The organism is Pseudomonas sp. CFBP 5748, assembly GCF_053850495.1.
In genome coordinates this window covers 41,721-67,627 of the sequence record NZ_JBSPTN010000005.1, presented here as the reverse complement: position 1 = coordinate 67,627, position 25,907 = coordinate 41,721, and the positions used below count along the sequence as shown (strand labels likewise).

Genomic DNA, 25,907 nt, shown 5'->3' with positions numbered 1-25,907 from the left:
GGCGATCAGCTGGGCGCCTTCAAGAAACGTCGTTCATGATCCGGGTCCGGCAGAAGGCACGTGTCGTATTTTCCGAAGAGCCAATAGCGATTCAAGGCAACCCGGTCATAGGCCCAATCGCGAAGCGCGCGGGGGAAAATGCGTAAAAGCTTCACCGATCGCCAACGGGCGGGCAACTGGGCGGCGACTTCGAAAAACGCATCCGAACGTACCCAGTAGTGCCGGTCACGAATCACCGCCATGGTGTCGAATTGATCCAGGGGCAAGCCTGCCCAGTCAAGCAGCGCCTGGCCCTCGGGCGACTGTACGGCGGCCAACCGGACGCGTCGGTCGTGGTCATGGCGGATCAAAAATCTCGCCCAGCCATTGCACAGCTTGCACACGCCGTCGAACAAGACCACGGTCTCGCCAGGCTTGAGCAATGGCGCGGCAGAGGATCGGATTTGGGAGGCGGGCATCAGCGTGGGTCCGGCGGGCTTGGTTATCCTGGATGATACTCGTGTGCCAGAATGAAAGCCTGCTTTATACCAGGATGAATGGAGCGCCTATGATCCCGGGATATCGTGTTCGCGTTCATTGTTTGATTGGTGCTCTGTTTTGCCTGTTCTGCGCTTTGTTCGCCAGTCCTATCTACGGCTGCCGGACGTATGCAGTGCAGTTCGCGACGGCTCTGATAAATGCCGGTCACTTGAATGGTGCGCCTTGGTCGTCGTGCCCAAAGGGGATCCGCGTACCACCTTCCTAAACCCACAGGCCAAACCGATAATCGCGTTCTGTCCCTTCGTGCAGCGCTAATTGCTCGATCAGGAAACCACACCGCTTGAGTACTTTGGTCGAGCCGATATTGTCGGCGTAGACGTGGGCCACCAAGCGTTTAAGGTTCCAGTGCGCCTGAGCCTGCTGGATCAGATGCTTCACCGCCAGTGTCGCCAGTCCCTGTCCGCAGGCGCTTTGGGCTATCCGATAGCCGACCTCTGCTGACCCCTCGGCCATGTCGATGTCTTTGAGGTTCGCTCGGCCCACGATTTTCCCCTCAGAATCTTCGATGACAAATGGATGCCAGGTTCCGGCGGCGAAATCAGACAGGTATGTTGCGATGTGCTCGGTGACGCCCTGCACCGAGTAAAAAGCCGGATCGCGAGGGTCAATGTGGCGCTCGAACCAGTCGCGGTTGTCCAGCTCAAAGGCCAGTAACGCTTCAGTATCCGAACTGTGCAGGGTACGAATGGTGACAGGGTTCATGCTCACACCGACCTTCCTTTATCGACCCGCTAACGGGTAGTGCTTGATACGACAGGCGTAGCTGTTGCCGTCGCCTTTACATATGCCATCCAGATACCGGTAATCGATACGTACCGATTGGCCTTTCTTGGGCCATTGCCGGCGGGGGAGCGTGGCTTGGTAATCAGTCGTTTCTGGCGTGAAAGTGAGCGTGGTCCCTGCCTCCGGGCATTCTGCGCTGGTCGATGCCGGACTGACTTTCAGGACCTGGGCCTGTAGCTGCGGATACGGTTGTTTCAGCACTTCAACGATACGCAGTTCCAAGCGGCAAATTTGCCAGGTTGCGGCTTGTGCTGGCTCAGCCGGAATTGAAAGTGCCAAAGCAGCCAGGGCATAACCCATCGTATGATTTTTCATTGTTGCGAATGCCTGGAGGGGTGATGTGCTGCCAAAACGCCCAAGACCAGTTGCCTGGCCAGCCGAGAAGTCAGGTACTTGTAGATCAACTGTAGAGCCCCAACAGGCGAAAGGCCCCATCAGTGGTCAGGGCTATGATCTCCGCCAGCGAGTGCAGCAGTATCGGGACCAGCAGGCCACCGCTGTTGATTCTCGCGATGGCGAGCACGCAGCCACAAGCAAAGAGCAGCGCGACGGTTGTCCAGTTACCGTATTGGATGTGAATGCCGGCGAAGATGGCCGACGTCACGATGATCGCGATCCATTTCCAGGCAGCGCTGTTCTCGTAGGGGAACAGTCGCAGCAGGTAATGGCGGAAAAACAACTCCTCGGCGATGGGTGGAAGCACGATCAGTGAGGCGACTTTGATCGCGAGTTGCCAACCGGTGAGGCCTGCCAGGAATTCGGCCATGAAGGCCTCTTGAGGCAACCCGAGCGCGGCGATGGCGACCCCGCAAAGCGCATAGGCCCCGATGATGCCGAGCGCGCCGACCCGCAGCGGTTTACTGATGGCGTTACCGCGCAGTTGGGCGCGCGAATCGGCACGGTATTGCCAGACGAACAGGGCGAGGAGAATAAGCGCGACTGAGCCCATCGTGGCGGTAAGCGATAGGTACGACTCTGCCGGTATGAGGAGAACCGCGGGTATTGCGGCTAGAAAAAACACCAGGGTGGCAAGAACGAACATGCCCAATCGCCGGAAGAAGCGGTAACCCGCAGAAGTGGGGGCGGGTAGGAGCTGAGGGGCGGCACCAAGATTCGTCACAGTCACTCCATGAGTGCAAAGAAGGAAAGGCATGCTGCCAGCATTCTCGGCCGTCTGGTATGGGTTGCTAGCGGCTTTGTGGAAAAGTAGGCAGATTTTTCAAGGTCAAATACTGTCAGGCTGTGCGCTGGTGTAAAAAAACCGCGGGGACTAGCCCTGGTAGACCGCCGCACTCCAATACTGGCTGCTGTTGCGCTTCTGACGAGTCCAGCCGTCTGCCTCCAATTGCTTGGCGATCATTCGATTCATCCAGCCATGCCCCAGCAGCAGGACCGGGCCATTGCCGGCAAGTACCTGCAGCCGTTGCGCTGCGCTGTTGGCACGCAGCTTCGCGGCACCTGCGGATTCAACTCGGCGTGAGTAGCCGCACAACCATAAGATCCGCAGGATGAACGCCCAGGTAAATGGTGAGAGCCTTGGCCATTTCCAGCGGCCATAAGGCAGTTGCGCTTCACAGAAAAGCGCGTCGACGACTGTGGGCTCCAGGCCTAGCGCCAGGGCAGAGGCCAGCGCACGGGGCGCGGAGCTGGAAACGATGACCGTGGCGGTCGCGGCGAGCTGTTGGCTGGCATCCGGGGCGGGGTGATGAGTGATTTCCGAGCGGTCGTAGTGTTCGATCCAGTCTTTCATATCGAGCGCTGATACCTTGGCGGTCGCGCCCAGTTTTGGCTGGCCGTGACGCATCAGGATTATTTCTCTGGGCACAGTCTGTGACGTCCTTGTATCAGGTGCGTTTTTCCTGCGAGGCAGGTGCACTGTAGTTTTTGAACCAATCATGCTCACGATACCACGCCACGGTATCGCTGATGGTCCGCTCCAGCGTGCGAAAGCGTACGCCGAGCTCTTGTTCACTTTTGCTGTGATTGAACCGGCTGCGGCCGGCTTCTCGCACTAACAGGCGCAAGGTGGCCATGCTCAGCAGAACCGGTTTGCGGGTGATACGGGCATAGAGCTCTTGCACCGCCGCCAGTATGTATAGAAGGGGCAGCGGTACTTGTCGAGCGGGTGTCTTGACGCCCGCGATGCGTCCAAGGACAGGCACCAGTTCGCCCATGGTCATATGCCGGCCTGCGGCGAGATAACGTTCTCCCCGGCGCCCATGGTCGGCAGCGGCAATATGCGCCAATGCCACATCGCGGGCATCGACCACGGAAAAACTGCCGGGGATCAGGCCGGGCAATTTGCCGTTCACGACATCGTTGACCAACTGCCCCGAGGAGGTCGGCCCAATGTCGGCGGGGCCCCACATCCAGCCAGGCAGGACCATGCAGGCATGCATTTCGGGATGGTCTTGCAGAAACGACAGAATGACTCGGTCGGCGAGAATCTTGCTGCGGTAGTAGTCATCCGCGTCGGCCTCGGCACGCAAACAGGTTTCATCGATGGATGTGCCGGGCGCCCCGTCGAGCACGGCGATCGATGAGGTATGGATGAACCGTCGGATGCCGGCGCGGAAGGCCTGGTCAATCAGCTCCCGGGTACCGGTGACATTGATCTTTTCCAGAGCTTTCCAGTGGCTGCCGCCCTTGTAGTTGTCGCGAAAGAATGCCGCCGTGTGAAACACCGTATCGCAGCCTTGCAGCGCCGGTGCGAAGGCCTCGACGTCGGCCATGTCCCCCACGATCAGTTCCACCCGTGGCAGCTTGGCGAACTGCTGTTCACCTTTGGCCCTTGACCGGACCAGGGCTTTGACCGCGTAGCCACGCGCGATCAATTCACGCACCAGGTTGTTGCCCAGCAAGCCCGTGGCGCCAGTGACGAAGACGCTGTACATGGTTCGAATCCTTCCTGTTGTTTTGACGGCGTGTAGATATACCGTCCAGGCCCCTCGCGAAAAACAGCGGCTGCTGCATAATGGCTTTGCATATATGCAGACCAGGGAAGGATGACGCATGGCGTTGCAAGCAAATTGGGATGATCTTCGCCTGCTGTTGGCGGTTTCGCGGCGTGGCAGCTTTCTTCAAGCGGGCCAGTTGCTGGGGATAGCACCGTCCACGGTGTCCCGCCGTTTGACCCAGTTGGAGAGCGCCCTGGGTGAGCCACTGGTGGAGCGGGGCGTGGATGGATGCTGGCTGACCCCGCGCGGCCAATCGCTGCTGGAGGTTGCCCTGGCTGCGGAATCGGGTTTGCGACGCCAAGCCGTGGCGGACCTGTCCGAGCAGCCCAAGGAGCTATCGGGCAGTGTTGTCGTCAGTGCCGGGGAGGGTTTTTCATCTGGCGTGCTGGAGGCCGCCAGTCGCTTTACTGCTTTGCATCCGCGCTGTTCGGTGGAGTTGCTGTCAACGCCAGACTTCCACAAAATCGTCCGCGGCGTGGCGGACATTGCGGTACGCACGGCCCATTTGGGCGAACCGTCGCTGATTTATCGCCCCATCGGCAAATTCGCCTACGGTGTCTTCGCGGCTGCCAGTTATCTGCAACGGTTTCCCGGCATGACGCTGGCCACTGCGGCCAACATTGCCCTGTTGCCGCCGTTGGACATGTTGCCGCAAATGCGTGCGGCAACAGCCGCGGGCCTGGAGCGAGCGCAGATCAGCGTGAGCTCCTTCGCCGCACAGCTTGAATCGGTGAGACGAGGTATGGGGGTAGGCGTGTTGCCGCGGATTCTGGCAAAGGACCTGGTCGAGGTGTTCCCGCAGATCGAGCTTCCAGACTTGGAGGTTTATCTGGTGACCCGGCCACAGGCATTGAAACAGGCCCATATCAAATGTTTTTTTGCCATCCTGGAACAGGTGCTGATCGAAGCCGTTTCCATGGACAGCAGATAACCCCGTGGCGAGGGAGCTTGCTCGCGCTGGGCTGCGCAGTAGCCCCCTTCGCGAGCAAGCCCCCTCGCAACCATGAATCAAATACGCCCCAATGATCTACCCCGCAGATTCAGTGCTCAGCCTTGTTTGGACCCTCTGCCAATCTGCCAGACATACGGCGGCTCCGTGCCGTTGATTTCCCAGTCGCCAATGATCCGCTCCTTATAGATCAGCGGGTTGTGCGAGGCGGCGGTGCGCGCATTGCGCCAGTGGCGGTCGAGGGCTTTGCCGGTGCTGGTGGCCGAAGCGCCGAGGGCGTTGAACAGGTCGCTGGTGGCGCGCAGCACCAGGTCGGAGATCACCACCTGGGCCTGGGCGGATTCCAGTTCGGCGGCGATGTTGGCGGTGTGCTCGGCCTCGGCGTTACGGCCAAAGCGGCTTTCATAGGCGCGTTGCGAGGCGCCCGCGGCACGCAGGGCCGTGGCTTCGGCAGCGTAGACCTGGGCCGAGGCCTTGCCGACCACTTGCTGCACTTGTACGTCCTGGCTGACTTGGCTGGCATTGCCGGTGCTGAAGATCCGTGTGCGTTTGTTCACCTGCTCGGTGATGTCGCGCACGGCTGCGCGACCGGAGCCGGCCAGCACCGCCAACAACACCAGTTGATAGAACGCCGTCTGGTACTTGAAGCGGGTGGCAAAGTCGATGAGGTTTTCGGCCTCGACCACGGCGTTCTCGAACACCGACGTCCCGCTGCCGGTGGTGCGTTGGCCAAAGCCGTCCCAATCGTCACTTTGCTTGACGCCCGGCTGGTGGACATTGACGGCGGCGATCACGTCGCTGCCGTTGTCGTCACGCTGGGCATACAGGTCGATCCAGTCGGCGAAAATGCTGCCGGTGCTGTAGTACTTGGTGCCGTTGACGACCCATTGATCGCCCTGGCGAGAAACGCGGGTACCGACTTCGCCGATTTTCACCGCGCCGATTTCGGTCCAGGCATTGCCCACCAGATCGCCCTCGACGAAGCGCTTGAACCAGGTGTCCTGTGGACTGCTGGCGTGGGCATTGAGGCGGTCCTCGACAAAGGCGAAGTGACCGCGCAAGGCCTGGGGCAGGTTGGAGTCGGCCTCGGCCAGTTCGATCAGCAGTTGCAATAATTGCGGCAGCGAAGCCCCGGCACCGCCGAACTCGACCGGTACGCGCACGGCGCCAAAGCCGGCTTCCTTCAACCACTTGACCTGTTCGAAGGGCAGGCTGCGGGTCTGCTCACGCTCCAGGGCGCCGCTCTGGATGCGTGCGAAAATCGGCCGAAACCGCTCGGCCAAGGCTTGGTAGTCAGTGCCGGTGGACAGGACAGGCGGCAGGTGTTGTTGCTGTGCGGTCATGATGAAGTTCCTACTGATGACGAGAGGGTGGGCAGGCTGAAGACCTGCCGGTGCCTGGAGCCATTGCACGCTCCATGCCTGACGTCAAAGGCCCGTAAAACCTGGGGCTGCACGGCCCTCATGGGGGAAAGGGGTGTCGGCCTGCGGACAATCTGTTGCGCGACTGTGTGCTGGGCAACAGTCATCGCCGCGAGCAACGACACCCCGCGGTGTTGCCCAGGCAACAGCGCAGCAACAGCTTGTCGGTCGGGCGACAGCACAGAGATTGTCTTAACCTATTAAGTATTTGATTAATAACGGAATATTAAGGTGGCACGGTTGCTGCTGTAGACCTTGTGCAGACGCTGCGACGGCGTCTATTGGCATGAGGTAAGTGATGAGCAAGCAATTCAAAGTGGTGGCGGTGTCAGGCAGCGTGCAGCAACCGTCGCGCACCCTGGTCCTGCTCAAGGCGCTGGTGGAAAGGCTCGGGCAGCAATTGCCGATCGAGGTGCGTTTGGTCGAGCTGGCCAGGATCGGTCCACAGTTCGCCGGCGTACTGCGTCGCGAGGCGTTGCCCGCCGCCGTGCAAGAAGACCTGCAGGCCATTGAAAGCGCTGATCTGCTGATTGCGGCGAGCCCGGTCTATCGGGCGTCGTACACCGGCCTGTTCAAGCATCTATTCGATTTCGTTCATCACGAAGCCCTTAAAAACGTGCCGGTGCTGCTGGCCGCGACTGGGGGTTCCGATCGCCATGCCTTGATCATCGACCACCAGTTGCGGCCACTGTTCGGCTTCTTCCAGGCCCTCAGTCTGCCCGTGGGGGTGTATGCCAGCGAAACCGATTTCACTCACTACGGGATCTCCAGCGCGCAGGTGCTGGAGCGCATCGAGCGCGCTGTCGAGTCGGCGTTGCTGAGCCTTGTCCCGGATGTGCGGCGCAACGCCAGCGCCGCCTGATCAATCACTTCATTTCAACGAGCCGTGGAGTACATGCAATGAGCCAGGACACGATCAAATTTGCTTACTGGGTGCCCAATGTCAGCGGAGGGTTGGTGGTCAGCAAGATCGAACAGCGCACCGACTGGGGGATCGACTACAACCGCAAGCTTGCGCAAATCGCTGAGGATGCAGGCTTCGACTACGCCCTGTCCCAGGTGCGCTTTACCGCCGGGTACGGTGCCGAATACCAGCATGAATCGGTGGCGTTCAGTCACGCCTTGCTGGCCGCCACCACACGCCTGAAAGTCATCGCCGCCGTGTTGCCGGGGCCATGGACGCCGTCGGTGCTGGCCAAGCAGATCGCAACCATCGATCACCTGACCGGCGGCCGAGTGGCGGTCAACATCGTGTCGGGCTGGTTCAAGGGCGAGTTCACCGCCATTGGCGAACCGTGGCTGGAGCACGATGAGCGCTATCGCCGTTCCGAGGAATTCATCACGGCACTCAAGGGCATCTGGACCACCGACAACTTCACCTTTCGCGGTGACTTCTACCGCTTTCATGACTACACCCTCAAGCCAAAGCCGTTGCAGCAGCATCCGGAAATCTTCCAGGGCGGCAGCTCACGTGCCGCCCGGGACATGGCCGCCCGTGTCTCCGACTGGTATTTCACCAACGGCAATACCGTCGAGGGGATCAAGGCTCAGGTCGATGACATCCAGGCGAAAGCCGCGGCCAACAACCACAAGGTCAAGGTCGGGGTGAACGCGTTCGTCATCGCCCGCGACACCGAGGAAGAGGCGCGTGCGGTCCTCGCCCAGATCATCGACCAGGCCGACCCCGAAGCGGTGAATGCCTTCGGTGATGCGGCGAAACAGGCCGGCAAGTCCAGCCCGGAAGGTGAGGGCAACTGGGCCAAATCCAGCTTCGAGGACCTTGTGCAGTACAACGACGGCTTCAAGACCAACCTGATCGGCACGCCGCAGCAGATCGCCGAGCGCATCGTGGCGCTCAAGGCCGTGGGGGTTGACCTGGTGCTCGCGGGCTTTTTGCACTTCCAGGAAGAAGTCGAGTATTTCGGCCGCAAGGTCCTGCCGCTGGTGCGTGAACTCGAACAACGCACAGTGGCGCCCAGAACGGCGGCAGTCGCTTAGGCCCGGGAGAGCACATGGTCACGTCCACCGACACACCACGGCACGCGATGCCGGCCAGTTTGCCCCAGTGGCTGCGCCAGCAGGCGCACTGGCACGGCAGCGGCATTGCCCTGCGCCATAAGCACCTGGGCGTTTGGCAGGAGCGAACCTGGCGGCAGCTGGCTGACGAGGTGCACAGTCTGGCGAGTGCCTTGCAGGCCTTGGGTTTTTCGGTGGGCGCGACCCTGACGATCATCAGCCGCCCGCGGCCGCAGGCGCTGCTGGCGGCACTGGCTGCGCAGTGGTTGGGCGGCGTGGCGAGCCTGATCGATCCGTTGGACCTGTCGAGCACGTCACTGCTCGGCGAACTGCAACCGGATTTCGTACTGGCCGAAGGGCACGAGGAAATCCTTCTGCTGTGTGCTGCGCGGGTGAGGCCGCAGGTTGTGATCTATCTCGACAAGCGTGGCCAGTCGGGTTCAGCCGCGTTCGGTCAAGTGCTGGACTACTCGGCCTTGGTGGCCGAGCGCACGTCCGCTGAACTGACGCCGCAAGCGCGGCCGCTGCATACGGCTTTTGTCTTTTACCGCCAGGGCCCGCAGGCCATCGAGCAACAACGCATCAGCCACGCCGAGCTGTTGCAGGAAGGTCGGCGCCTGGTGCAACGGGAAGGGTTGGGGCGCCAGGAAGAAGCACTGGCGGCCCGGGCTTTCGCCTCGGGCGGTCAGGCTCGCTACTTGTTGGCGCCTTGGCTGATTGCCGGCTTTCGCCTGAACTTCCCGGAGAACCTGGCGACCCGTGATCGTGACCGGCGTGAGCTGGGCCCGACGCTGGTGGCGGGCACGCGTGAGACCTACGCGCGCCTGCACAGGGAGGCGCTGGCGCGTTTGCCGGAGGCGGGCAGTTGGCAGCGCCGGCTGGTGGACTGGGCCTTGGCAGCGCGCCCGGGTCTGTTGCAACGCTATTTGGGGCACTGGTTGGTCCGGCGACCCTTGCGCGACGTCCTGGGTTTTTCTCGCACTCGCGCGCCGTTGCTGGTGGGGGATGCCTTGAGCCCCGAGACCCAGGCGTTTTTCGAGGCCTTGGGGATCCAGGTCCGCCATTGGCGCGATTCGACCGAGTGGGATGCACCAGAAACTCCCGTGAAAGAAACCACCGACGATTGGATAGAACGCCATTCGCAATTGGCCTGAGAGGAGGCGACCCATGACACACACGGCCGCCACGCATTTGTTGGAGCTGGAGCATATTTCACTGTCATTCAAAGGCGTCAAGGCGGTTACCGACATCAGTTTTCGGGTGGCCACCGGTGAGATCTGCGCCTTGATCGGCCCCAACGGTGCTGGCAAGAGTTCGCTGTTGAATGTCATCAGCGGCGTGTACCAGGCCCAGGACGGGCGCATACGTTTCGACCGGCAGGAGCGGCGCCGGATGCGCGCCCACGAGGTGGCGGTGCGCGGCATCGCCCGGACGTTCCAGAACATCGCCTTGTTCAAGGGCATGAGCGTGCTCGACAACGTGCTCACCGGACGCAATCTCAAGCGGCGCAGCAGTTGGATTGAACAGGCCCTGCGCATCGGCCGGGCTCGGGCCGAGGATGACATCCAGCGTGAAGCGGCGGAGCGGGTCATCGAGTTCCTGCACTTGCAGCCTTGGCGCGACGTGCTGGTCGGCAAGTTGCCCTATGGCTTGCAGAAACGCGTGGAGCTGGCCCGGGCCCTGGCGGCGGAGCCCCGGCTGTTGCTGCTGGACGAACCCATGGCCGGGATGAATGCCGAGGAGAAGCAGCAGATGAGCCGCTTCATCGTCGACATCAACCGTGAACTGGGCACCACTGTGGTGTTGATCGAGCATGACATCGGCGTGGTCATGGGCATCAGCGATCACGTGGTGGTGCTCGATTACGGTCGCAAGATCGGCGACGGACCGCCCGAAGATGTACGGCAGAACCCCGAGGTCATTGCGGCCTATCTGGGCACGCGCCACTAACCCTGGGCATTCGCAGGCTTCTCCGTTTGGAGAGGGCAGGCAAGTTGCGCCCGCAGAACAGGAACAGGCATGGAATTTTTCTTTGAAGTATTGATTGGCGGGCTGTTGGCGGGGGTGATGTATGCCCTGGTGGCCATCGGTTTTGTGCTGATCTACAAGGCCTCCGGCGTGTTCAATTTCGCCCAGGGCGCGATGGTGCTGTTCTCGGCACTGACCTTTGTCAGCCTGCTGGAGCGCGGTGTGCCGTTCTGGCTGGCGTTCGTCATCAGCCTGGCAGCGATGGTGCTGATCGCCGTGGCGGTGGAGCGCGTGGTGCTGCGGCCGTTGGTCAACCGCTCACCGATCACGCTGTTCATGGCCACTCTCGGGCTTTCCTACGTCGTCGAGGGTTTCGCCCAGGCGCTGTGGGGTGCCCAGGTGCACGGCCTGGAACTGGGCATCAGCGATGAACCGCTGGAGTTGGGGGGGATGTTGTTGTCGCAGTTCGACATTTTTGCCGCGCTGACGGCCGCTGCGTTGGTGCTGCTGTTGTCCTGGCTGTTCAACAAGACCCGACTGGGGCTGGCGTTGCGCGCGGTGGCCGATGACCCACTGGCGGCGTTGGCCGTGGGCATCCGCTTGCAACGGGTCTGGGTGGCGGTGTGGGCGGTGGCGGGGTTTGTCGGGTTGGTCGCCGGCCTGCTCTGGGGCGCTCGCCTGGGCGTGCAGTTCTCGCTCTCGCTGGTGGTGCTCAAGGCCCTGCCGGTGTTGATCATCGGCGGCTTTACCTCCATCAGCGGGGCGATTGTCGGCGGGTTGATTATCGGTGCCTCGGAGAAGCTGGCGGAGGTTTACCTCGGGCCCTTCATCGGCAGTGGCATCGAGAACTGGTTTCCCTATGTGCTGGCGCTGCTGTTCTTGCTGGTGCGTCCGGCCGGGTTGTTTGGCGAGCGGGCCATCGAGCGAGTCTAGGGGAGAAGCCACATGTTTTATCGAGAAGCAGGCCAGTTCAACACCCGCTATGCCCAGGACCGCCGTGTCTTCGCCCTGCGCCAGGATCGCCACGGGCTCGCCGTATTGTTGCTGGTTGCGTTCGTCGTGGTGCCCTGGCTGGGGAATGACTACTGGTTCAGCGCGATCCTGATTCCGTTCCTGGTGCTGTCCCTGGCCGGGCTGGGGCTCAACCTGCTGACCGGTTATGCCGGGCAATTGTCCCTCGGCTCAGCGGCGTTCATGGCGGTGGGGGCCTTTGCCACCTACAACCTCGAACTGCGTGTCGCCGGCTTGCCGTTGTTGTTCAGCATCGCCCTGGGCGGGCTGACGGCGGCGCTGGTGGCGGTGCTGTTCGGTCTGCCGAGCCTGCGCATCAAGGGTTTTTACCTGTTGGTCTCGACCCTGGCGGCACAGTTTTTCGTAACCTGGGCGTTGACCCGGTTCAGCTGGTTTTCCAACAACAGCGCCTCGGGCGTGATCACCGCGCCGCGCCTGGACGTATTCGGGGTGAGCCTGGACGCACCGGCCGGGCGCTATCTGCTGACCCTGACAGTCGTGGTGGCACTGTTCTGGCTGGGCAAGAACCTGGTGCGCAGCGAGCTGGGGCGCAACTGGATGGCGGTGCGTGACATGGACACCGCCGCAGCGGTGATCGGCATCCCATTGGCGAAAACCAAGCTGCTGGCCTTCGCCATCAGTGGTTTTTTTCTCGGTGTGGCCGGTGCCCTGTGGGCCTTTGCCTACCTGGGCACCGTGGAGCCCCATGGCTTCGATCTCAACCGGTCGTTCCAGATCCTGTTCATCATCATTATCGGCGGCCTCGGCAGCCTGCTGGGCAACTTTCTCGGCGCGGCCTTCATCGTTTTGTTTCCGGTGTTGCTCTCGAACCTGGTGGCTTTGCTGCCCGGCGGGCTGGTGGACGCCGGCCAGGTGGAGAACCTGCAGAAGATGCTATTCGGCGCGCTGATCATCCTGTTCCTGATCAAGGAACCAGAGGGCCTTGCGCGCCTCTGGCAGCGCTTTCGCGAGCGCGCACGGCTGTGGCCGTTGCGCTACTGAGCGATGCGCACAAGCGGGTTTGCAGTTCCATTTTGTTGGCTTATCACTGGCTTCATCACAAGGAAAATCCGATGTTCAAACGATCATTCGCCAGCAGCCTGGCACTGGCGCTCAGCCTCACCGCCGCAGCCTTTTCCGTCCAGGCGGACAACGAACAATACTTCCCGCTGCAAAGCTATCGTGTCGGTCCTTATGCGGCCGGCGGGACCGGTTTTTTCGGCGGCTTCATCGACTACCTCAAGTACGTCAACGCCAACGGCGGCGTGAATGGCGTCAAGCTGACCTGGAGCGAGTGCGAAACCGAATACGTGGTGGAAAAAGGCGTCGAGTGCTATGAGCGCCTGAAGAAAGGCTTGAACGGCGCGCCAGCGGCGGCCACCAACCCGTTGTCGGTGGGCATCGCCTATGCCACTTTGGAGCGTTCGACAGCCGACAAACTGCCGCTGATCACCATCAACCACGGTCGCACGGATTCCACCGACGGCAGTGTGTTTCCCTACGTTTTTCCGTTGCAGTTGAACCCGTATTCCGAGGTCTCGGCGATCATCAACTACATCGGCCAGCGCGCCGGCGGGTTGGACAAGCTCAAGGGCTTGAAGATCGTCACCTTGTATCACGGCTCGCCCTATGGCAAGGAAACCAACGAGGTCCTGCAAACCCTGGCCGACAAGTACGGCTTTGCGCTGACCTTGCTGGAGGTGCCGCACCCGGGCAACGAGCAACAATCGCAATGGCTGAATATCCGCCGGGAAAAACCCGATTGGGTGATCTTGCGCGGTTGGGGGGTGATGAACCCGGTGGCGCTGAAAACCGCGCAGAAAGTCGGTTTCCCGGCCGATCACATCATTGGCAATATCTGGAGCAATTCCGAGGATGACGCGGCGCCGGCCGGTGCCGCGGCCAAGGGCTTCATCGCCATCACCACTCACCCTTCGGGCACCGATTTTCCGGTTCTGCAGGGCATCAAGCAGCAAGTGGTCGACGCCGGTCATGGCGACTTGGCCGATCCCAAGCGGTTCGGCACCGTGTATTACAACCTCGGCGTGGTCAACGGCATCCTCAACGTTGAGGCGCTACGGATTGCCCAGCAGAAGTTCGGCAAGCAGCCGCTGACCGGTGAGCAGGTGCGTTGGGGGTTCGAGAATCTCAAGCTCGACGACGCCCGACTCAAGGAACTGGGGGCGCTGGGCCTGGTGCAGCCATTGCAGCTGTCGTGCGCGGACCATGAAGGCGGTGGTGCGGTGCGCTTCCAGCAATGGGACGGGACCCAGTGGAAGCTGATCAGCGACTGGGTGCAGGCCGACCGCGCCTTGCTGCGGCCGATCATTGAAGCCTCTTCGCATCAGTACGCCCGGGAAAAAGGCATTACCCCGCGTGATTGCAGCAAGGAATCCTGAGGTATCACGGCGACCCGGACGCTCGCGTCCGGTCGCTCCCTGAAGAGGCGAAAAGCATGACCACGCAAGTGCCGATCCTGCAGATCGACGATATTGAAGTGCTCTACGAACACACCATCCTGGCCGTGCGCAGCGTGTCGCTGACGGTGGCAAAAGGGCAGGTCGTGGTGCTGCTGGGCGCCAACGGCGCGGGTAAGAGCACGACCTTGAAAGCGGCCTCCAACCTGGTGCGCGCCGAACGGGGCGAAGTGGTGCGGGGGCGGATTGTGTACCAGGGAAAGGAGGTGACCCACAGTGCGCCTCACACGCTGGCGGCGAACGGATTGCTGCAAGTGCTGGAGGGCCGGCACTGCTTTGCCCAGTTGACCGTGGAAGAAAATCTCTTGGCCGGCGCCCTGGCGCGCCAGGTTCCGCGGCGCCAGCTTCTGGCCGACCTGGAGTGGGTCTACGCCCATTTTCCCCGTCTGAAACTGCGGCGCAAAAGCCTGGCCGGCTACACCTCGGGTGGCGAGCAACAGATGATCGCGATCGGACGCGCGCTGATGGCCAAGCCGCAACTGGTGTTGCTGGACGAACCGTCGATGGGCCTGGCGCCGCAGATCGTCGAGGAAATCTTCGAAATCGTCCGCCAACTCAATCAGCGCGATGGCGTGAGCTTTTTGATCGCCGAACAGAACATCAACATCGCCCTGCGTCATGCCCACTATGGCTATGTGTTGGAAAGCGGTCGCGTGGTCAGCGAAGGCAGCGCCGAACAACTGGCGACCCGCGACGATCTCCAGGATTTTTATTTGGGCGCGCAAGCGAGAGGGCAGGAAGCTGCCGGGATTGAAGAGCAGCGCTCCCCATAAACGAGCACACCGCCGAGTTGCTATTGTGGCGAGGGAGCTTGCTCCCTCGCCATGGGGGGAATTCAGGTAGACAGGTTGATCACCCGACCATCCTGTGTGCTCAACGTTGAACGACGTTTGTTGACCACCAGCTCACCAATCCTGATCAGCAATGTACGGGTGACGTTGCGGCTCAGGCCCAGCAAGCTGGCGGTGTGCACTTGATTGCAATTGGCGTAACGATAGGCGGCACGCAACAGCGCTGCTTCGACCTGCTCATGGAGGTTGCCGTGCTCCTGCTCGAGCAGTTTTTCAAAGGCCTTTTGCAAGAGTGTCTCGGCGCTTTGAGGGGCGCTTTCCTGCGGGTTGTCCTGGCGCTCGATGCGAAAGTTCGACAGGTGCAGGTCCTGTTCGCCGATCACGTTGTTACGGCAAATCAGCAGCGTGTGATGGATGACGTTTTCCAGTTCGCGGATATTCCCCGGCCAGGAGTAGTCGAGCAGTTTGCGCTGCGCCTGGGCGTCCAGCGTTACCTCACCGTGACCCAGCCTACGGCTGTACTCGGCGATGAAGTGGCGGATCAACGGGAGGATGTCGCCGGGGCGTTCGCGCAAGGGCTTGAGCGCCAGGCTGACGACATTGAGACGGTAGTAGAGATCCTCGCGAAAGTGCCCGGCGTTGATGGCTTTTTCCAGTTGCACATTGGTGGCCGCCAGTACCCGCACATTGATCTTGATGCTCTTGCGCGAGCCCAGGCGGACCACTTCACGCTCTTGCAGCACCCGCAGCAGCTTCACCTGGATCGGCAGCGGCAAATCACCGATTTCATCCAGGAACAGCGTGCCACCATCGGCCTCCTCGAACCAGCCGGCCTTGGCCGTCAATGCGCCGGTGAAGGCGCCTTTTTCATGGCCGAACAGTTCGGCCTCCACCAGCGTCTCGGAAAACGCCCCGCAGTTGACCGCCACGAACGGCTTGTCGCGGCGGGCGCTGAGGTTGTGTACATGGCGGGCGACCAGCTCCTTGCCGGTGCCGGTCTGGCCAATGATCAACACACTGGCATCACTGGGCGCTACGCGTTGCAGATGCGCCAACAGCGCCCGGGACGTCGGGTCTTCAAAGACTTGGGCCGTGGCGCGAATCGAGGTGGCCAGGCCGGGAGAAGGGGGAAGCGTGAGGAGCTGCATGACGGTGGCCCGTTAATGAGAGTGCAGTGACTGATGGTGAGTGCCAACGCTCCGTGATGGCATCACCGCGCGGAGCCATTGGGCGTAAGGATTAATCTAAATGATCTAAAAACAACAGAACAAATAACTTTAAGTTATTTGCTTAGCGTCTTCGACGACAGTCATGGCACTGGAATGAAGCAACTCTTGCGCATAGTCCTGCGAAAAGCTGTGTCAAATAAAAAACAATCAATAAAAAACTTTATTGACTAAAAATAAATAGCGAGTAATTATTCCCCTGCATCTGCTTTCACGCAGAGTCACTTTTCAGGGGCAACCCGATGAGTCAGAACACCATGCCTTCGTTGGCACGTCTTTACGTCGAGGCGACTGAATCGCCGTCCGACACCTGCAGCGCGCCATTACTCATGCAAGGCTTTCCGGCCGAACCACACCGTCGCGTTACCTGGAGCAACTGGATGCGACCTCCGTTCAATCAATGGGGGTTTCGCAACCTGGCGCGTCTGCGTCCGTCCATTGATGTGCAGGCAGGGGGCGGGCCGATCAGTCGGTTTGAACAGGCTCCTCGGCCGCTGGATGAGCTGCACTTCAACAGCGAGTCGGGTTTGAGCATCAGCGTGATCGAGCATCTGATCGCCAGCCAGACCGACGCCTTTCTGGTGCTGCAAGGCGACACACTGCTGTTTGAACGGTACTTCAACGGCCAGCGTCCCCAGGACCGGCACATCATGTTTTCAGTGACCAAGTCGCTGATCGGCACCCTGGGCGAACAGTTGGTCAGTGAGGGTGTACTGGATCCGACGTTGTCCGCCGCGTATTACGTGCCGGAACTGGTGGGCAGCGCGTTTGGCGATGCCACGGTCAGGCAACTGTTCGACATGGCGGTGGGCATCGATTACAGCGAGGTTTATGAGGATCCGGATTCAGAGAGCTCCCAGTACGGCTACGCCTGTGGTTTCCAGCCAGCTCCGGCGCAGTACGCTCAGTTCGAGTCTTTGTATCAATACCTGCCGTCACTGAAAAAACGCGGCAGCCACGGTGGCTTCTTCCATTATGTGACCGCCACCACCGAAGCCTTGGCCTGGGTGATGGAGCGCGCCAGCGGCAAGGCGTGCGACCGGTTGCTGCAGGATCTATGGAGCCAATTGGGCTGTGAGCGCGACGGCTACTTCATGGCCGATCCCTGGGGGCGTAGCGTTGCCGGTGCCGGTTTCAGTGCGACCTTGCGAGACATGGCGCGCTTCGGTCGCCTGTTGGCCAACGATGGTCGTCAGGATGAACGACAACTGCTGTCGAGCGAGACGATCGCCCGGATCGCCGCCGGTGCCGACCCGGCGATCTATGTCACGTCCCCAGACTTCGCGGCATGGACCCCTGGCGCGTCCTATCGCAGCCAGTGGTACGTCTTCAACGACCACAGCCAGGCACTCATGGCCGGCGGCATTCACGGCCAGTACCTGTTCGTCGACAAACCCTCCGGCGTGGTGATCGTCAAGCAGTCATCGCTGAGCGAGGCCGTCAGCCCGTTCGACGGGGACAGCGTGCGCATGCTGCGTGCCATCGCGGCGGACCTTGCCCGCTGACGTGACCCGATAAAACAAGAGATCCGCGTTCCGTTCACCTGGCCCGGCCAGGTGTTGGCGACGTTTTGCGCCGCCATTCACTGCCCTGTAACAACAATAATCACACAGGAGCTTCAAATGGTTTCCATGACGCGTTTTTCCCGAACGCTCTTAGCGCTTGGGTTACCCCTGACCACCCAGCTTGCATGGGCGGGCTACACCTTCGAGGACGGCAACCTCAAGGGCGAGGTCAACCTCACTGCCGGTGGGGCGGCTGTTTCTACCCGTAATGTCAATTTCGGCGGTGGTCGCGTCGATATGCGCAGCGGTAAGAACGGCGGCACCAAAATCGACTGGCAGGAGTTCTACGTCAAACCCGGCGTCAAGCTGGAGTACGCCGTGCAGCCGGACTTCAGCCTGCTGGCTGGCGGCTCTTTGGTGGGTGCGACCACGTTGGGCGACGGCGATGCGGGTGGCTTCACCCGCCGTTCCGATGGCAAGGTGGACACCGAAGAGCTCTACGGCGGTTTCCGGGCGGGGGAGTGGACAGTCACCGCCGGTCGTCAGAACTACATGATCGGCACCGGTTTCATCGTGATGGATGGCAACCTTGATCAGTTGAAAGACGGCGCCTATTGGCTCGCCCCGCGTACAGCGTTCAAGGATTCCGCAGTGATTGCCTGGGACCATGGCGCCTTGAAGGCTCAAGCGTTCAGCCTGGGGACCGACAGCGACCTTGGCGACTTTCGCATGAGTGGCGCGAACCTGGATTACAACCTCGACGATCAGGTAACGCTGGGGGCTACGGCCATGAAGGTCAAGGCCATGGGCCCCATAAGCCGGACATCGCCGCGACATCGCGATGGCATGCTGGTGTACAACGTGAGGGCGTTGAATGCCAAGGTCCCGGGCATCCCTGACCTGACCCTGAATGCTGAATATGCCCTGGAGCGAGGCAGTGGAGAAGGCGTGGATTACGATGCCAAGGCTTGGTATGGCCAGGCGGATTATGCCTTCAACACGTTGCCGCTGACCCCGATCATCGGTTACCGCTACGCGAGCTTTTCCGGCGACGGCAATCTCACAGACAACCGCCAGGAGGCGTGGGAGTCCCTGAGCAAGGGGTTCGTCGACTGGAGCACCTGGTTGATCGGCGATGTCGTTGGCAACTACCTGCTGTTCAACAGCAACGAAAACGTCCAGCAGTTTTCACTCAAGACTCACCTCAACGAAGGTCTGACCCTCGGCGCGATTCACTACCAGTTCTGGCTGGATGAGAAAAACTACATGGGCGCGGCCGTCAGTGACCGCCGATTTGCCGACGAGAGCGTAGTCTTCCTCGACTGGGCTGCTTCGAAGTCGCTGAGCACCTCGCTGTCCTACAACTGGGTCAAGCCGATGGCCGCGGCCAAGCAGGTGTTCGGCGACGATAAAAAATTCAGCGCGCTGGAACTCTATTTCACCTACCGCTATTAAGTGCCGCGAGCCTTCGCGGCCGCGCTGGAGTGTTTGATCATGAACAGGTTTTTGCGTAACACCTTGTTGGGTGCTGCTGTTTCGATGCTGGTCAGTGGCGCGAGCCTGGCCGAAGAGCGGACGGTGCGGATCTACAACTGGATCGAGTACCTGCCGCCGGAAATCCTGAAGAGCTTCCAGGAGGAAACCGGCATCCGCCCGATCTATGACGTCTTCGACAGTGTCGAGACGCTGGAATCCAAACTGCTGACCGGCAACTCCGGGTATGACGTGGTGTACCCGAGCAGCTCCAACGTCAGTCACCTGATCGCTGCCGGCGCAGTGCAACCCCTGGACCGCAGCCAACTGCCCAACTGGCAGCATCTGGACCCCGAGTTCATGAAGTCCCTGGAGGCCGTCGGTGACGAAGGCAATCGCTATGCAGCGCCGTACCTCTGGGGCACGACGCTGATCGGCTACAACGTCGACAAGGTTCGCCAGGTGCTTGGGGCCGACGTGCAGATGAATACCTGGGACATCCTGTTCAAGGAAGAGAATATGGCCAAGCTGGCCAGTTGCGGTGTCGGTTTGCTTGATGCGGCCAATGAGATCGTACCCATCGCCTTGCACTACGAGGGCCTGGACCCCAATAGCCAGAAGCGCGAAGACTACCAGCAGGCGCAGAAGGCAATGGCCAGGGTTCGTCCCTACATCACCTATTTCAATTCGTCGCGCTACGGCATGGACCTGGCCAACGGTGAGATCTGCGTAGGGGTGGGCTGGTCTGGCGGCGTGGCTTTGGCCAAGCGGTTGGCCGAAGATGCTGGCAAGGGCGTCAAGGTGGAGATGGCGCTGCCCAAGGAGGGTGCGCCGATGTGGTCAGACGTGATGATGGTGCCCACCAACGCCCCTCATGCCACAGAGGCTTACGCGTTCATCAACTACATCCTGCGTCCGGATGTGATTGCCCGGATCAGCAACAAGATCGGTTACCCCAACCCGAACAAGGACGCCACTGCGTTGGTGAACGCCGATATCCGCAACAACCCCGCCATGTATGTGCCGGATGAAGCCCGCAAGACCCTGTTCGCGCTGGAACCGGTGCCGGCCGCCGTGGAACGGATCCGCACCCGCACCTGGACCGCCATCAAGACCCATCGCTGATCAGCGTGGCCCGGCGTCGCGGCGTCGGGCGTTTACTGGCTGGGTGTACTCAGGCGCGCATGCCCTGAAACAGCAGCTCGGTGATACGCCGCACCTGTGTGGAATGTGCCTCGATATCCGGCTGTTCCTGATTGACCAGCCTGAACAGCTGCAAGTGTGAGTAGTCGTTCAGCAGGAAGGCGGCCAGCTCAACGTCGAGGTCGGCGCGCAGCTTGCCGGCCTGCTGCAATTCTCTGATCAAACCGCTGATTTCAGCCCTGAGCGCATCGTTCATGGCGCGATAGCCTTCGGGCAGGCCGTTGTCGCCACCAAACAGAATCAGCGGCAGCAGTTCGCGCCAGAGACTGGGGTGCATGACTTCCAGGGCGTAGCCGGTAAGCAGCCGCTCCAGGTAACACAGCGCTTCGACCGGATCTTCCATTTCCGGGATCTGGCTGCGGGTGTCCGTGAGCGCACGCTGGTCGGCGTCGTGCAGGATCTCGAGGATGATCTCCTGTTTGTTGCCGAAGTACTTGAACACGGTGGGTGCCGATACTCCGGCCTGGCTGGCGATTTGTTCGATGGTGGTGTTCTGGAAACCCTGGCGCTCGAACAATTCCACCGCTGCCTTGCTGATGGCTTGGCGTCGTTCGGCTTTTTGACGTTCACGCAGTCCGCTCACGGGAGGTCCTTGTCATAGAAAGAGGAGGGCGGCGCAATGCGGTAATCCTGTGGGAGCGAGCTTGCTCGCGATAGCGGTCGACCAGTTGACATTGATGTGGCTGACATGACGCCATCGCGAGCAAGCTCGCTCCCACAGGTTTGTGGCATGGCCTACACCTGTGTACTCAAGCAAAATACTTAACTGAGTAAAATTTTTAAAGCAGTTATTTCGACAGTGTCCTTTTTCAAGGGCAGCGTTCCACTGGTCATTGATGTGAAAACGCTCACTGTGTGCCCGGCACTAACCCAAGGTTACGTTGTCAGTATTTGGCGTCTGTAGCGCCGACGATCGGCTCAGATAGCCGCACGTCAGCAACATGACGCACTTTTTTTTGACGCCTTCGGGCAAATAACTCGCGATGGATTGCGCTGGGACCGACTATTCCTTTTGCGGGTTGATTCTCTATGCGCTTTCTACTCGATCCGCGTCATGACATTGATGCTGCCTTGCTCAGCTATCGCCGGGTTTTCTGGTCCTTGGCGCTGTTCAGTGGCGTGATCAATCTGCTGGTTTTGGTGCCGTCGCTCTACATGATGCAGGTGTACGACCGAGTCCTCACCAGCCGTAACGAAACCACCTTGTTCATGCTCACCTTGATCGCCCTGGGCCTCTTCATGTTCAGTGCCCTGATCGAGTGGGTGCGCGGCCAAGTGATGATTCGCATGAGCGCGGGGCTGGACGATGCCCTGGGCGAGCGGATTTTCGACGCCGCTTTCGCTCGCAGCCTGCGCGAGCACAACGCCAACCCAGCCCAGGTACTCAGTGACCTGGCGACGCTGCGGCAGTTGATCACCGGGCAGGGCCTGATCGCCTTGCTCGATGCGCCGTGGTTGCCGATCTTCCTGCTGGTGGCGTTCATCTTTCATCCGTGGTTCGGGGTGCTGACGCTGGTGCTCGCCCTGGTGCTGGTCGGCCTGGCGCTGTGGGGCGAGCTGGCGACCCGGGCGCGCCTGGGGGAGGCCAATCGGCTCGGTGTGCAGTCGTCGATCTATGTGAACAGCACGCTGCACAATGCCGAAGTCATCCAGGCGCTGGGCATGCTCGGGCCGTTGCGCCAGCGCTGGAGTTTGCTGCAACAGCGCATCATTGCCGCCCAGGCCCACGCCAGCGACCGCAGTGCCCGTATCACCTCGACAACCCGTTTCGTGCGCATCTCCGGGCAGTCGCTGGCCCTGGGCCTCGGGGCATTGCTGGTGCTCGAAGGCCAACTGTCGGCGGGCATGATGATTGCGATGTCGCTGCTGCTGGGGCGTGCCCTGGCCCCCGTGGAAATCGCCATCGGCTCGTGGAAGCAATTTAACGCCGGGCGCCAGAGCTATCAGCGCCTGAGCCAACTCCTGACCCAGCACCCACGCGATCGCCTGCGCATGCCGTTGCCACCGCCCACCGGCGCGGTGCGCCTGGAGCAGCTGTATGTCGGCCCGCCCGGCGCCTCGCAGCCGATCCTGCGGGGCATTAATTTCAGCCTGGCCAAAGGGGATGTGCTTGCCGTTGTTGGCGCCAGTGCCAGTGGCAAGTCGACCCTGGCCAGGGCGCTGGTCGGGGTATGGCCGGCCATGGGCGGGTCGGTGCGCCTGGACGACGCTGAGATCAGCCAGTGGTCCCACGACGCCTTGGGCCCGCACCTCGGCTACTTGCCGCAGGATATCGAGCTGTTCGACGGCAGCGTGGCCGACAACATTGCCCGCTTCGGTGAGCAGGACGCCGACAAGATCATCGCCGCCAGCCGTCACGCCGGTATTCACGAGATGATCCTGCGGTTTCCCAAGGGTTACGACACGCCGTTGGGGCCCGGCGGGCTTGGTTTGTCCGGTGGGCAGAAACAGCGTCTGGGCCTGGCCCGCGCGCTGTATGGGCACCCGACGCTGATCGTCCTCGACGAGCCCAATTCCAATCTTGATGACGCTGGCGAGGCGGTGCTGGTGCAGGCCATCAACGTGCTCAAAGCCGCCGGCAGCACTGTGGTGCTGATTACCCATCGGCCCAGCGTACTGGCGATCGTCGATCACATCCTGGTGCTCAAGGACGGTACCCAACAGGCATTCGGCCCTCGGGACCGGGTGCTCAAGGCGTTGATGCCCGCACCGAGATCGGCCACGGTACGGGAGGCTGGCGAAGATGCGTGATCTGACTCCAGGTGCGCAAACGCACAGCGAACAGGCGATGCGAGTGATCAGCGCCAATACCTTGCCCAGCGCCAGTACCGATGCCGGCGGCGCCGCCCGTTATGGCATGGGCTTCCTGGTCCTGACGTTGGGCGGTTTTCTGCTCTGGGCGTTCCTCGCGCCGCTCGACCAGGGCGTCGTGGGCAGCGGCACCGTGGTGGTGGCGGGCGAGCGCAAAGCTGTGCAGTCATTGGTCGGCGGGGTCGTGGAAAAGCTGCTGGTCAGTGATGGCGACCGCGTCACTCAGGGCCAGTTGCTGGTGCAGCTCAATACCGTGCAGGCGCAGTCGCAACTGGACGTGACCCTGGGCAAGTTGCTCAACGATCGCAGTGTCGAGGCGCGGTTGATCGCCGAGCGCCTGGGCAGCGCCGAGATCCAGTGGCCAGCCGAGCTGCTGGAGCGCGCCGATGAGCCGCGGGTCAGGGCGGCCATGGCTTTGCAGAGCCAGTTGTTTCTGACCCGTCGCGCGGAGCTGGGCAGCCGCTTGCAGATCATCGAACACGAAGCGGCGGCGTTGCAGCAGCAGTTGCTCGGCTATGAAGGCGTCAAGCGTAACTACGACGCACAGATGCGCTTCCAGCAACAGGAACTCGAAGGCCTGCGTGATCTGGCCCGCGAAGGCTACGTTCCGCGCAACAAGCTCTTCGAGGCCGAGCGCAATGCGGCTCAACTGGCCGGGCAGATTGCGTCTGGTGTGGGTGATGTCGGCAGGACTCGCCAGGCGATCAACGAAAGCCGGCTCAAGGCCTTGCAGGCGCAGCAGGAGTTCCGCCGCGATGCCGAAACCCAGCTGAGCGAGGTCTCTGCCGAGGCGTCGGGTTATGCCGATCAGATTCGTGCCTTGCAGTTTGAAGTCGACAACGGCGCGATCCGTGCACCCGTGGCCGGGCAGGTCATGGACGTGAGCATTCATACGGTCGGAGGCGTCGCGCAGGCCGGGCAAACTTTGATGCAGGTGGTGCCACTGGATGCGCCGATGGCGATTACTGCGCGTTTCGAGCCGCTGATGGCCAACAAGTTGCGCCCGGGGTTGCCGGTGCATGTGCATTTCACCGCGCTGCAGCGGGTGGATACGCCGACCGTCACCGGTACGGTGACCACGGTATCGGCGGACCAATTGATCGATGAACAGACGCACCAACCGTACTTCTCCGCCAAGGTCGAGATTCCTGCCCAGACCGTTGCTTCGTTGCAGAGCGCCGGGCTGCTGGTGCGCCCCGGCATGCTCGCCGATGTCACGGTGGTGACGGGTGAACGCACCTTGATGAATTACCTGATGAAACCCCTGCGCGAACGCTTGCTTGCGGCTTTCAAAGAGGAATGAGCATGACCGACCGTTGCCGCTATCGCTCTCGTGTACTGCTAAGCCTGTGTACCAGTTGGGCAGCAATCATTCCTGTATGGGCCGCTGAGGAGGGGCTGAGCCTGACCGCTGCCTACGACGCCTCACGCCTCAACGATCCGACTGTGCAATCGGCCGCCCACGCCTTTGAGGCTTCGCGGCATGAGGAGGACATCGGTCGCGGCGGCCTCTACCCGCAAGTGTCGCTGTCCTCGCGCTACGGCTACGGTGGGCGTACCGACGGCGGTGACGACAGTGGCTACGTCAACAGTAACGATTACCAGGCGAACAACGTCACCCTGGCGGCGCAGCAACCGCTCTACGACAAGGGGCGCTGGGCGGCGTATCAAGAGGGCAAGGCCAGGGGGCAATTGGGCAATCAGTTATTCGACGTTGCCGGCCAGACCCTGTACGACCGGGTGGCCAAAGGGTATTTCGACGTCGCTCGGGCCGAGAACGAAATCAAGTTGATCACCCAGCAGAAAGCCGTCATCAACGGGTTGGTCACCCAGAGCAAAAAACTCTATCAGGGAGGCCAGGGCGCGATCACCGATATCGACGAAGCCCAGGCGCGACTCGATCTGGTGGAGGCCCAGGAGGCCGAAGCCCAGGCCCGTCGAGTGGCTGCGCTGCGAGCGTTGTCCGGTCGGGCGAGTGTGCCCATCGATGATATCCAGCCGATGCGCGAGGAGATTGCCGCCGGCAGTCCGATCCCACCGGAGCAGGATTTGCCTTACTGGACGGCGATCGCCCGTGAGGCCAGCCCGGAACTGGCGGCGCGGCTGGCGGCGGTGAGAGTCGCCGAGGCGCAGGCCGACAGCCAGCGCGCCGGGCATTACCCGACCCTGTCGCTGACCACGCAACTGACCCGCCGGGAAACCCGCCAGTACCAGGAGCTCGACCCGCGCCAGGACACCTACTACGTGGGGGTTCAGTTGGATATTCCGTTGTACCGTGGCGGCGCGGTACGCGCTTCCGTGGCCAAGGCCGAAGCGCAACTGGCCGGTGCCCAGTCCGACTATGACGTGCAGCGGCAACAATTGGCCGAGGATATCGAAGCCGATTACCTGGGGGTGGTGGCCGGGTTCACCAAGAGCAAGGCGATGCAGCGTGCGGTGGAGTCCAATCAGCGGGCACTGACCTCCACGGAAAAAGGCTTCCAGGGCGGCGTGCGCTCCACGGTGGATATTCTTGATGCGCAGCAACGGCTATTCCAGGCCCGTCGAGACCTGCTCAACACCAAACTCGACATGCTGCAAAGCTATGTGAGCCTGCACACCCACACCGGCCAGATGAACCGCGCGGTCCTGGAGCGGGTGCAAAGCCTGTTTTGAACAACCCGGGATGCCCACCAAAGCTTAAGATCTCAGCCTACTGCCTGTGGTGAACTTCGAGTTTTGAGGCACAGCCAATCCCCTGTGGGAGCGAGCCTGCTCGCGATAGCGGTGGGTCGCT

At 61.4% G+C, this 25,907-nt stretch carries 24 protein-coding genes; 15 read left to right on the top strand and 9 right to left on the bottom strand.

Features of this window, described 5'->3' with window-relative positions:
- Positions 1 to 5 precede the first annotated feature (5 nt).
- The 6 genes from ACWNZ1_RS12885 to ACWNZ1_RS12860 all read right to left on the bottom strand — a co-directional run bounded on the left by ACWNZ1_RS12885 (position 6) and on the right by ACWNZ1_RS12860 (position 4,217).
- The gene (locus ACWNZ1_RS12885; protein WP_135845768.1) at positions 6 to 458 is read right to left on the bottom strand and encodes a thiol-disulfide oxidoreductase DCC family protein; all 453 of its coding nucleotides are present in this window, start codon (positions 456 to 458) and stop codon (positions 6 to 8) included.
- Positions 459 to 741: 283 nt separating this feature from the next.
- Positions 742 to 1,242, bottom strand: a complete 501-nt coding sequence (locus tag ACWNZ1_RS12880; protein ID WP_456027732.1) for a GNAT family N-acetyltransferase — start codon at positions 1,240 to 1,242, stop codon at positions 742 to 744.
- 18 nt (positions 1,243 to 1,260) lie between these two features.
- Positions 1,261 to 1,638 (bottom strand): hypothetical protein, encoded by a 378-nt coding sequence (locus tag ACWNZ1_RS12875; RefSeq protein ID WP_280944065.1) that lies wholly within the window; start codon positions 1,636 to 1,638, stop codon positions 1,261 to 1,263.
- A gap of 85 nt (positions 1,639 to 1,723) precedes the next feature.
- Complete coding sequence (locus ACWNZ1_RS12870; RefSeq protein ID WP_265072108.1) at positions 1,724 to 2,365, bottom strand: CPBP family intramembrane glutamic endopeptidase; 642 nt, start codon at positions 2,363 to 2,365, stop codon at positions 1,724 to 1,726.
- Between the two features lie 228 nt (positions 2,366 to 2,593).
- Complete coding sequence (locus ACWNZ1_RS12865) at positions 2,594 to 3,127, bottom strand: histidine phosphatase family protein (RefSeq protein WP_256454410.1); 534 nt, start codon at positions 3,125 to 3,127, stop codon at positions 2,594 to 2,596.
- Positions 3,128 to 3,167: 40 nt separating this feature from the next.
- On the bottom strand, positions 3,168 to 4,217 hold the full coding sequence (locus ACWNZ1_RS12860) for an SDR family oxidoreductase (RefSeq protein ID WP_135845766.1): 1,050 nt from the start codon (positions 4,215 to 4,217) through the stop codon (positions 3,168 to 3,170).
- Positions 4,218 to 4,335: 118 nt separating this feature from the next.
- Here ACWNZ1_RS12860 and ACWNZ1_RS12855 point away from each other — a divergent pair, with 118 nt between their 5' ends.
- Positions 4,336 to 5,211, top strand: coding sequence for a LysR family transcriptional regulator (locus tag ACWNZ1_RS12855; RefSeq protein WP_135845765.1), 876 nt, complete (start codon positions 4,336 to 4,338; stop codon positions 5,209 to 5,211).
- A gap of 116 nt (positions 5,212 to 5,327) precedes the next feature.
- Here ACWNZ1_RS12855 and ACWNZ1_RS12850 read toward each other — a convergent pair whose 3' ends face one another.
- Positions 5,328 to 6,572 carry an acyl-CoA dehydrogenase family protein gene (locus ACWNZ1_RS12850; protein WP_265072107.1) on the bottom strand — a complete coding sequence of 415 codons (1,245 nt, stop codon included), beginning with the start codon at positions 6,570 to 6,572 and terminating at the stop codon, positions 5,328 to 5,330.
- 376 nt (positions 6,573 to 6,948) lie between these two features.
- On the opposite strand from ACWNZ1_RS12850, the gene msuE reads away from it, so the two are divergent.
- The 8 genes from msuE to ACWNZ1_RS12810 all read left to right on the top strand — a co-directional run bounded on the left by msuE (position 6,949) and on the right by ACWNZ1_RS12810 (position 14,895).
- On the top strand, positions 6,949 to 7,512 hold the full coding sequence (gene msuE, locus ACWNZ1_RS12845) for an FMN reductase (protein WP_135845763.1): 564 nt from the start codon (positions 6,949 to 6,951) through the stop codon (positions 7,510 to 7,512).
- Between the two features lie 38 nt (positions 7,513 to 7,550).
- Positions 7,551 to 8,648, top strand: coding sequence for a dimethylsulfone monooxygenase SfnG (gene sfnG, locus ACWNZ1_RS12840; RefSeq protein WP_135845762.1), 1,098 nt, complete (start codon positions 7,551 to 7,553; stop codon positions 8,646 to 8,648).
- A 14-nt stretch (positions 8,649 to 8,662) separates the two neighbouring features.
- Positions 8,663 to 9,820: an AMP-binding protein gene (locus ACWNZ1_RS12835; RefSeq protein ID WP_256453240.1), complete on the top strand. Its 1,158-nt coding sequence runs from the start codon at positions 8,663 to 8,665 to the stop codon at positions 9,818 to 9,820.
- A gap of 13 nt (positions 9,821 to 9,833) precedes the next feature.
- A complete protein-coding gene (locus ACWNZ1_RS12830; RefSeq protein WP_280944062.1) occupies positions 9,834 to 10,616 on the top strand; it encodes an ABC transporter ATP-binding protein in 783 nt (260 codons plus the stop codon).
- Between the two features lie 69 nt (positions 10,617 to 10,685).
- Positions 10,686 to 11,567 carry a branched-chain amino acid ABC transporter permease gene (locus tag ACWNZ1_RS12825; protein WP_256453238.1) on the top strand — a complete coding sequence of 294 codons (882 nt, stop codon included), beginning with the start codon at positions 10,686 to 10,688 and terminating at the stop codon, positions 11,565 to 11,567.
- A 12-nt stretch (positions 11,568 to 11,579) separates the two neighbouring features.
- Positions 11,580 to 12,647: a branched-chain amino acid ABC transporter permease gene (locus tag ACWNZ1_RS12820; protein ID WP_135845758.1), complete on the top strand. Its 1,068-nt coding sequence runs from the start codon at positions 11,580 to 11,582 to the stop codon at positions 12,645 to 12,647.
- Between the two features lie 71 nt (positions 12,648 to 12,718).
- Complete coding sequence (locus tag ACWNZ1_RS12815) at positions 12,719 to 14,044, top strand: ABC transporter substrate-binding protein (protein ID WP_135845757.1); 1,326 nt, start codon at positions 12,719 to 12,721, stop codon at positions 14,042 to 14,044.
- A 56-nt stretch (positions 14,045 to 14,100) separates the two neighbouring features.
- On the top strand, positions 14,101 to 14,895 hold the full coding sequence (locus ACWNZ1_RS12810; RefSeq protein WP_135845756.1) for an ABC transporter ATP-binding protein: 795 nt from the start codon (positions 14,101 to 14,103) through the stop codon (positions 14,893 to 14,895).
- 62 nt (positions 14,896 to 14,957) lie between these two features.
- Here the strand turns inward: ACWNZ1_RS12810 and ACWNZ1_RS12805 are convergent, their stop codons facing one another.
- Positions 14,958 to 16,061, bottom strand: coding sequence for a sigma-54 interaction domain-containing protein (locus ACWNZ1_RS12805; protein ID WP_456027674.1), 1,104 nt, complete (start codon positions 16,059 to 16,061; stop codon positions 14,958 to 14,960).
- Between the two features lie 320 nt (positions 16,062 to 16,381).
- On the opposite strand from ACWNZ1_RS12805, the gene ACWNZ1_RS12800 reads away from it, so the two are divergent.
- The 3 genes from ACWNZ1_RS12800 to ACWNZ1_RS12790 all read left to right on the top strand — a co-directional run bounded on the left by ACWNZ1_RS12800 (position 16,382) and on the right by ACWNZ1_RS12790 (position 20,242).
- Complete coding sequence (locus ACWNZ1_RS12800) at positions 16,382 to 17,644, top strand: serine hydrolase domain-containing protein (RefSeq protein WP_256453235.1); 1,263 nt, start codon at positions 16,382 to 16,384, stop codon at positions 17,642 to 17,644.
- A 117-nt stretch (positions 17,645 to 17,761) separates the two neighbouring features.
- On the top strand, positions 17,762 to 19,099 hold the full coding sequence (locus tag ACWNZ1_RS12795) for an alginate export family protein (RefSeq protein WP_265072104.1): 1,338 nt from the start codon (positions 17,762 to 17,764) through the stop codon (positions 19,097 to 19,099).
- A 39-nt stretch (positions 19,100 to 19,138) separates the two neighbouring features.
- On the top strand, positions 19,139 to 20,242 hold the full coding sequence (locus ACWNZ1_RS12790) for a polyamine ABC transporter substrate-binding protein (RefSeq protein ID WP_280944059.1): 1,104 nt from the start codon (positions 19,139 to 19,141) through the stop codon (positions 20,240 to 20,242).
- A gap of 49 nt (positions 20,243 to 20,291) precedes the next feature.
- Here the strand turns inward: ACWNZ1_RS12790 and ACWNZ1_RS12785 are convergent, their stop codons facing one another.
- Positions 20,292 to 20,903, bottom strand: coding sequence for a TetR/AcrR family transcriptional regulator (locus ACWNZ1_RS12785; protein ID WP_135845751.1), 612 nt, complete (start codon positions 20,901 to 20,903; stop codon positions 20,292 to 20,294).
- 446 nt (positions 20,904 to 21,349) lie between these two features.
- Here ACWNZ1_RS12785 and ACWNZ1_RS12780 point away from each other — a divergent pair, with 446 nt between their 5' ends.
- Genes ACWNZ1_RS12780 through ACWNZ1_RS12770 form a run of 3 tightly spaced genes read left to right on the top strand, consistent with a single transcriptional unit; the run spans position 21,350 to position 25,786 of the window.
- Positions 21,350 to 23,071 (top strand): type I secretion system permease/ATPase, encoded by a 1,722-nt coding sequence (locus ACWNZ1_RS12780; RefSeq protein ID WP_456027673.1) that lies wholly within the window; start codon positions 21,350 to 21,352, stop codon positions 23,069 to 23,071.
- Positions 23,064 to 24,434, top strand: a complete 1,371-nt coding sequence (locus tag ACWNZ1_RS12775) for an HlyD family type I secretion periplasmic adaptor subunit (protein WP_456027672.1) — start codon at positions 23,064 to 23,066, stop codon at positions 24,432 to 24,434. The genes ACWNZ1_RS12780 and ACWNZ1_RS12775 overlap by 8 nt, the downstream gene beginning before the upstream one ends.
- A gap of 2 nt (positions 24,435 to 24,436) precedes the next feature.
- Positions 24,437 to 25,786 carry a TolC family outer membrane protein gene (locus ACWNZ1_RS12770; RefSeq protein ID WP_256453231.1) on the top strand — a complete coding sequence of 450 codons (1,350 nt, stop codon included), beginning with the start codon at positions 24,437 to 24,439 and terminating at the stop codon, positions 25,784 to 25,786.
- Positions 25,787 to 25,907 lie beyond the last annotated feature (121 nt).

Bases quoted from the DNA above. Each gene is read 5' to 3' on its own strand.
- ACWNZ1_RS12780 (WP_456027673.1), top strand. From the start codon at position 21,350: ATGCGCTTTCTACTCGATCCGCGTCATGACATTGATGCTGCCTTGCTC.
- ACWNZ1_RS12770 (WP_256453231.1), top strand. From the start codon at position 24,437: ATGACCGACCGTTGCCGCTATCGCTCTCGTGTACTGCTAAGCCTGTGT.
- msuE (WP_135845763.1), top strand. From the start codon at position 6,949: ATGAGCAAGCAATTCAAAGTGGTGGCGGTGTCAGGCAGCGTGCAGCAA.
- ACWNZ1_RS12775 (WP_456027672.1), top strand. From the start codon at position 23,064: ATGCGTGATCTGACTCCAGGTGCGCAAACGCACAGCGAACAGGCGATG.
- ACWNZ1_RS12835 (WP_256453240.1), top strand. From the start codon at position 8,663: ATGGTCACGTCCACCGACACACCACGGCACGCGATGCCGGCCAGTTTG.
- ACWNZ1_RS12805 (WP_456027674.1), bottom strand. From the start codon at position 16,061: ATGCAGCTCCTCACGCTTCCCCCTTCTCCCGGCCTGGCCACCTCGATT.
- ACWNZ1_RS12855 (WP_135845765.1), top strand. From the start codon at position 4,336: ATGGCGTTGCAAGCAAATTGGGATGATCTTCGCCTGCTGTTGGCGGTT.
- sfnG (WP_135845762.1), top strand. From the start codon at position 7,551: ATGAGCCAGGACACGATCAAATTTGCTTACTGGGTGCCCAATGTCAGC.
- ACWNZ1_RS12870 (WP_265072108.1), bottom strand. From the start codon at position 2,365: ATGTTCGTTCTTGCCACCCTGGTGTTTTTTCTAGCCGCAATACCCGCG.
- ACWNZ1_RS12875 (WP_280944065.1), bottom strand. From the start codon at position 1,638: ATGAAAAATCATACGATGGGTTATGCCCTGGCTGCTTTGGCACTTTCA.
- ACWNZ1_RS12880 (WP_456027732.1), bottom strand. From the start codon at position 1,242: ATGAACCCTGTCACCATTCGTACCCTGCACAGTTCGGATACTGAAGCG.
- ACWNZ1_RS12830 (WP_280944062.1), top strand. From the start codon at position 9,834: ATGACACACACGGCCGCCACGCATTTGTTGGAGCTGGAGCATATTTCA.
- ACWNZ1_RS12865 (WP_256454410.1), bottom strand. From the start codon at position 3,127: ATGCGTCACGGCCAGCCAAAACTGGGCGCGACCGCCAAGGTATCAGCG.
- ACWNZ1_RS12885 (WP_135845768.1), bottom strand. From the start codon at position 458: ATGCCCGCCTCCCAAATCCGATCCTCTGCCGCGCCATTGCTCAAGCCT.
- ACWNZ1_RS12800 (WP_256453235.1), top strand. From the start codon at position 16,382: ATGAGTCAGAACACCATGCCTTCGTTGGCACGTCTTTACGTCGAGGCG.
- ACWNZ1_RS12810 (WP_135845756.1), top strand. From the start codon at position 14,101: ATGACCACGCAAGTGCCGATCCTGCAGATCGACGATATTGAAGTGCTC.
- ACWNZ1_RS12815 (WP_135845757.1), top strand. From the start codon at position 12,719: ATGTTCAAACGATCATTCGCCAGCAGCCTGGCACTGGCGCTCAGCCTC.
- ACWNZ1_RS12825 (WP_256453238.1), top strand. From the start codon at position 10,686: ATGGAATTTTTCTTTGAAGTATTGATTGGCGGGCTGTTGGCGGGGGTG.
- ACWNZ1_RS12790 (WP_280944059.1), top strand. From the start codon at position 19,139: ATGAACAGGTTTTTGCGTAACACCTTGTTGGGTGCTGCTGTTTCGATG.
- ACWNZ1_RS12860 (WP_135845766.1), bottom strand. From the start codon at position 4,217: ATGTACAGCGTCTTCGTCACTGGCGCCACGGGCTTGCTGGGCAACAAC.
- ACWNZ1_RS12850 (WP_265072107.1), bottom strand. From the start codon at position 6,572: ATGACCGCACAGCAACAACACCTGCCGCCTGTCCTGTCCACCGGCACT.
- ACWNZ1_RS12795 (WP_265072104.1), top strand. From the start codon at position 17,762: ATGGTTTCCATGACGCGTTTTTCCCGAACGCTCTTAGCGCTTGGGTTA.
- ACWNZ1_RS12820 (WP_135845758.1), top strand. From the start codon at position 11,580: ATGTTTTATCGAGAAGCAGGCCAGTTCAACACCCGCTATGCCCAGGAC.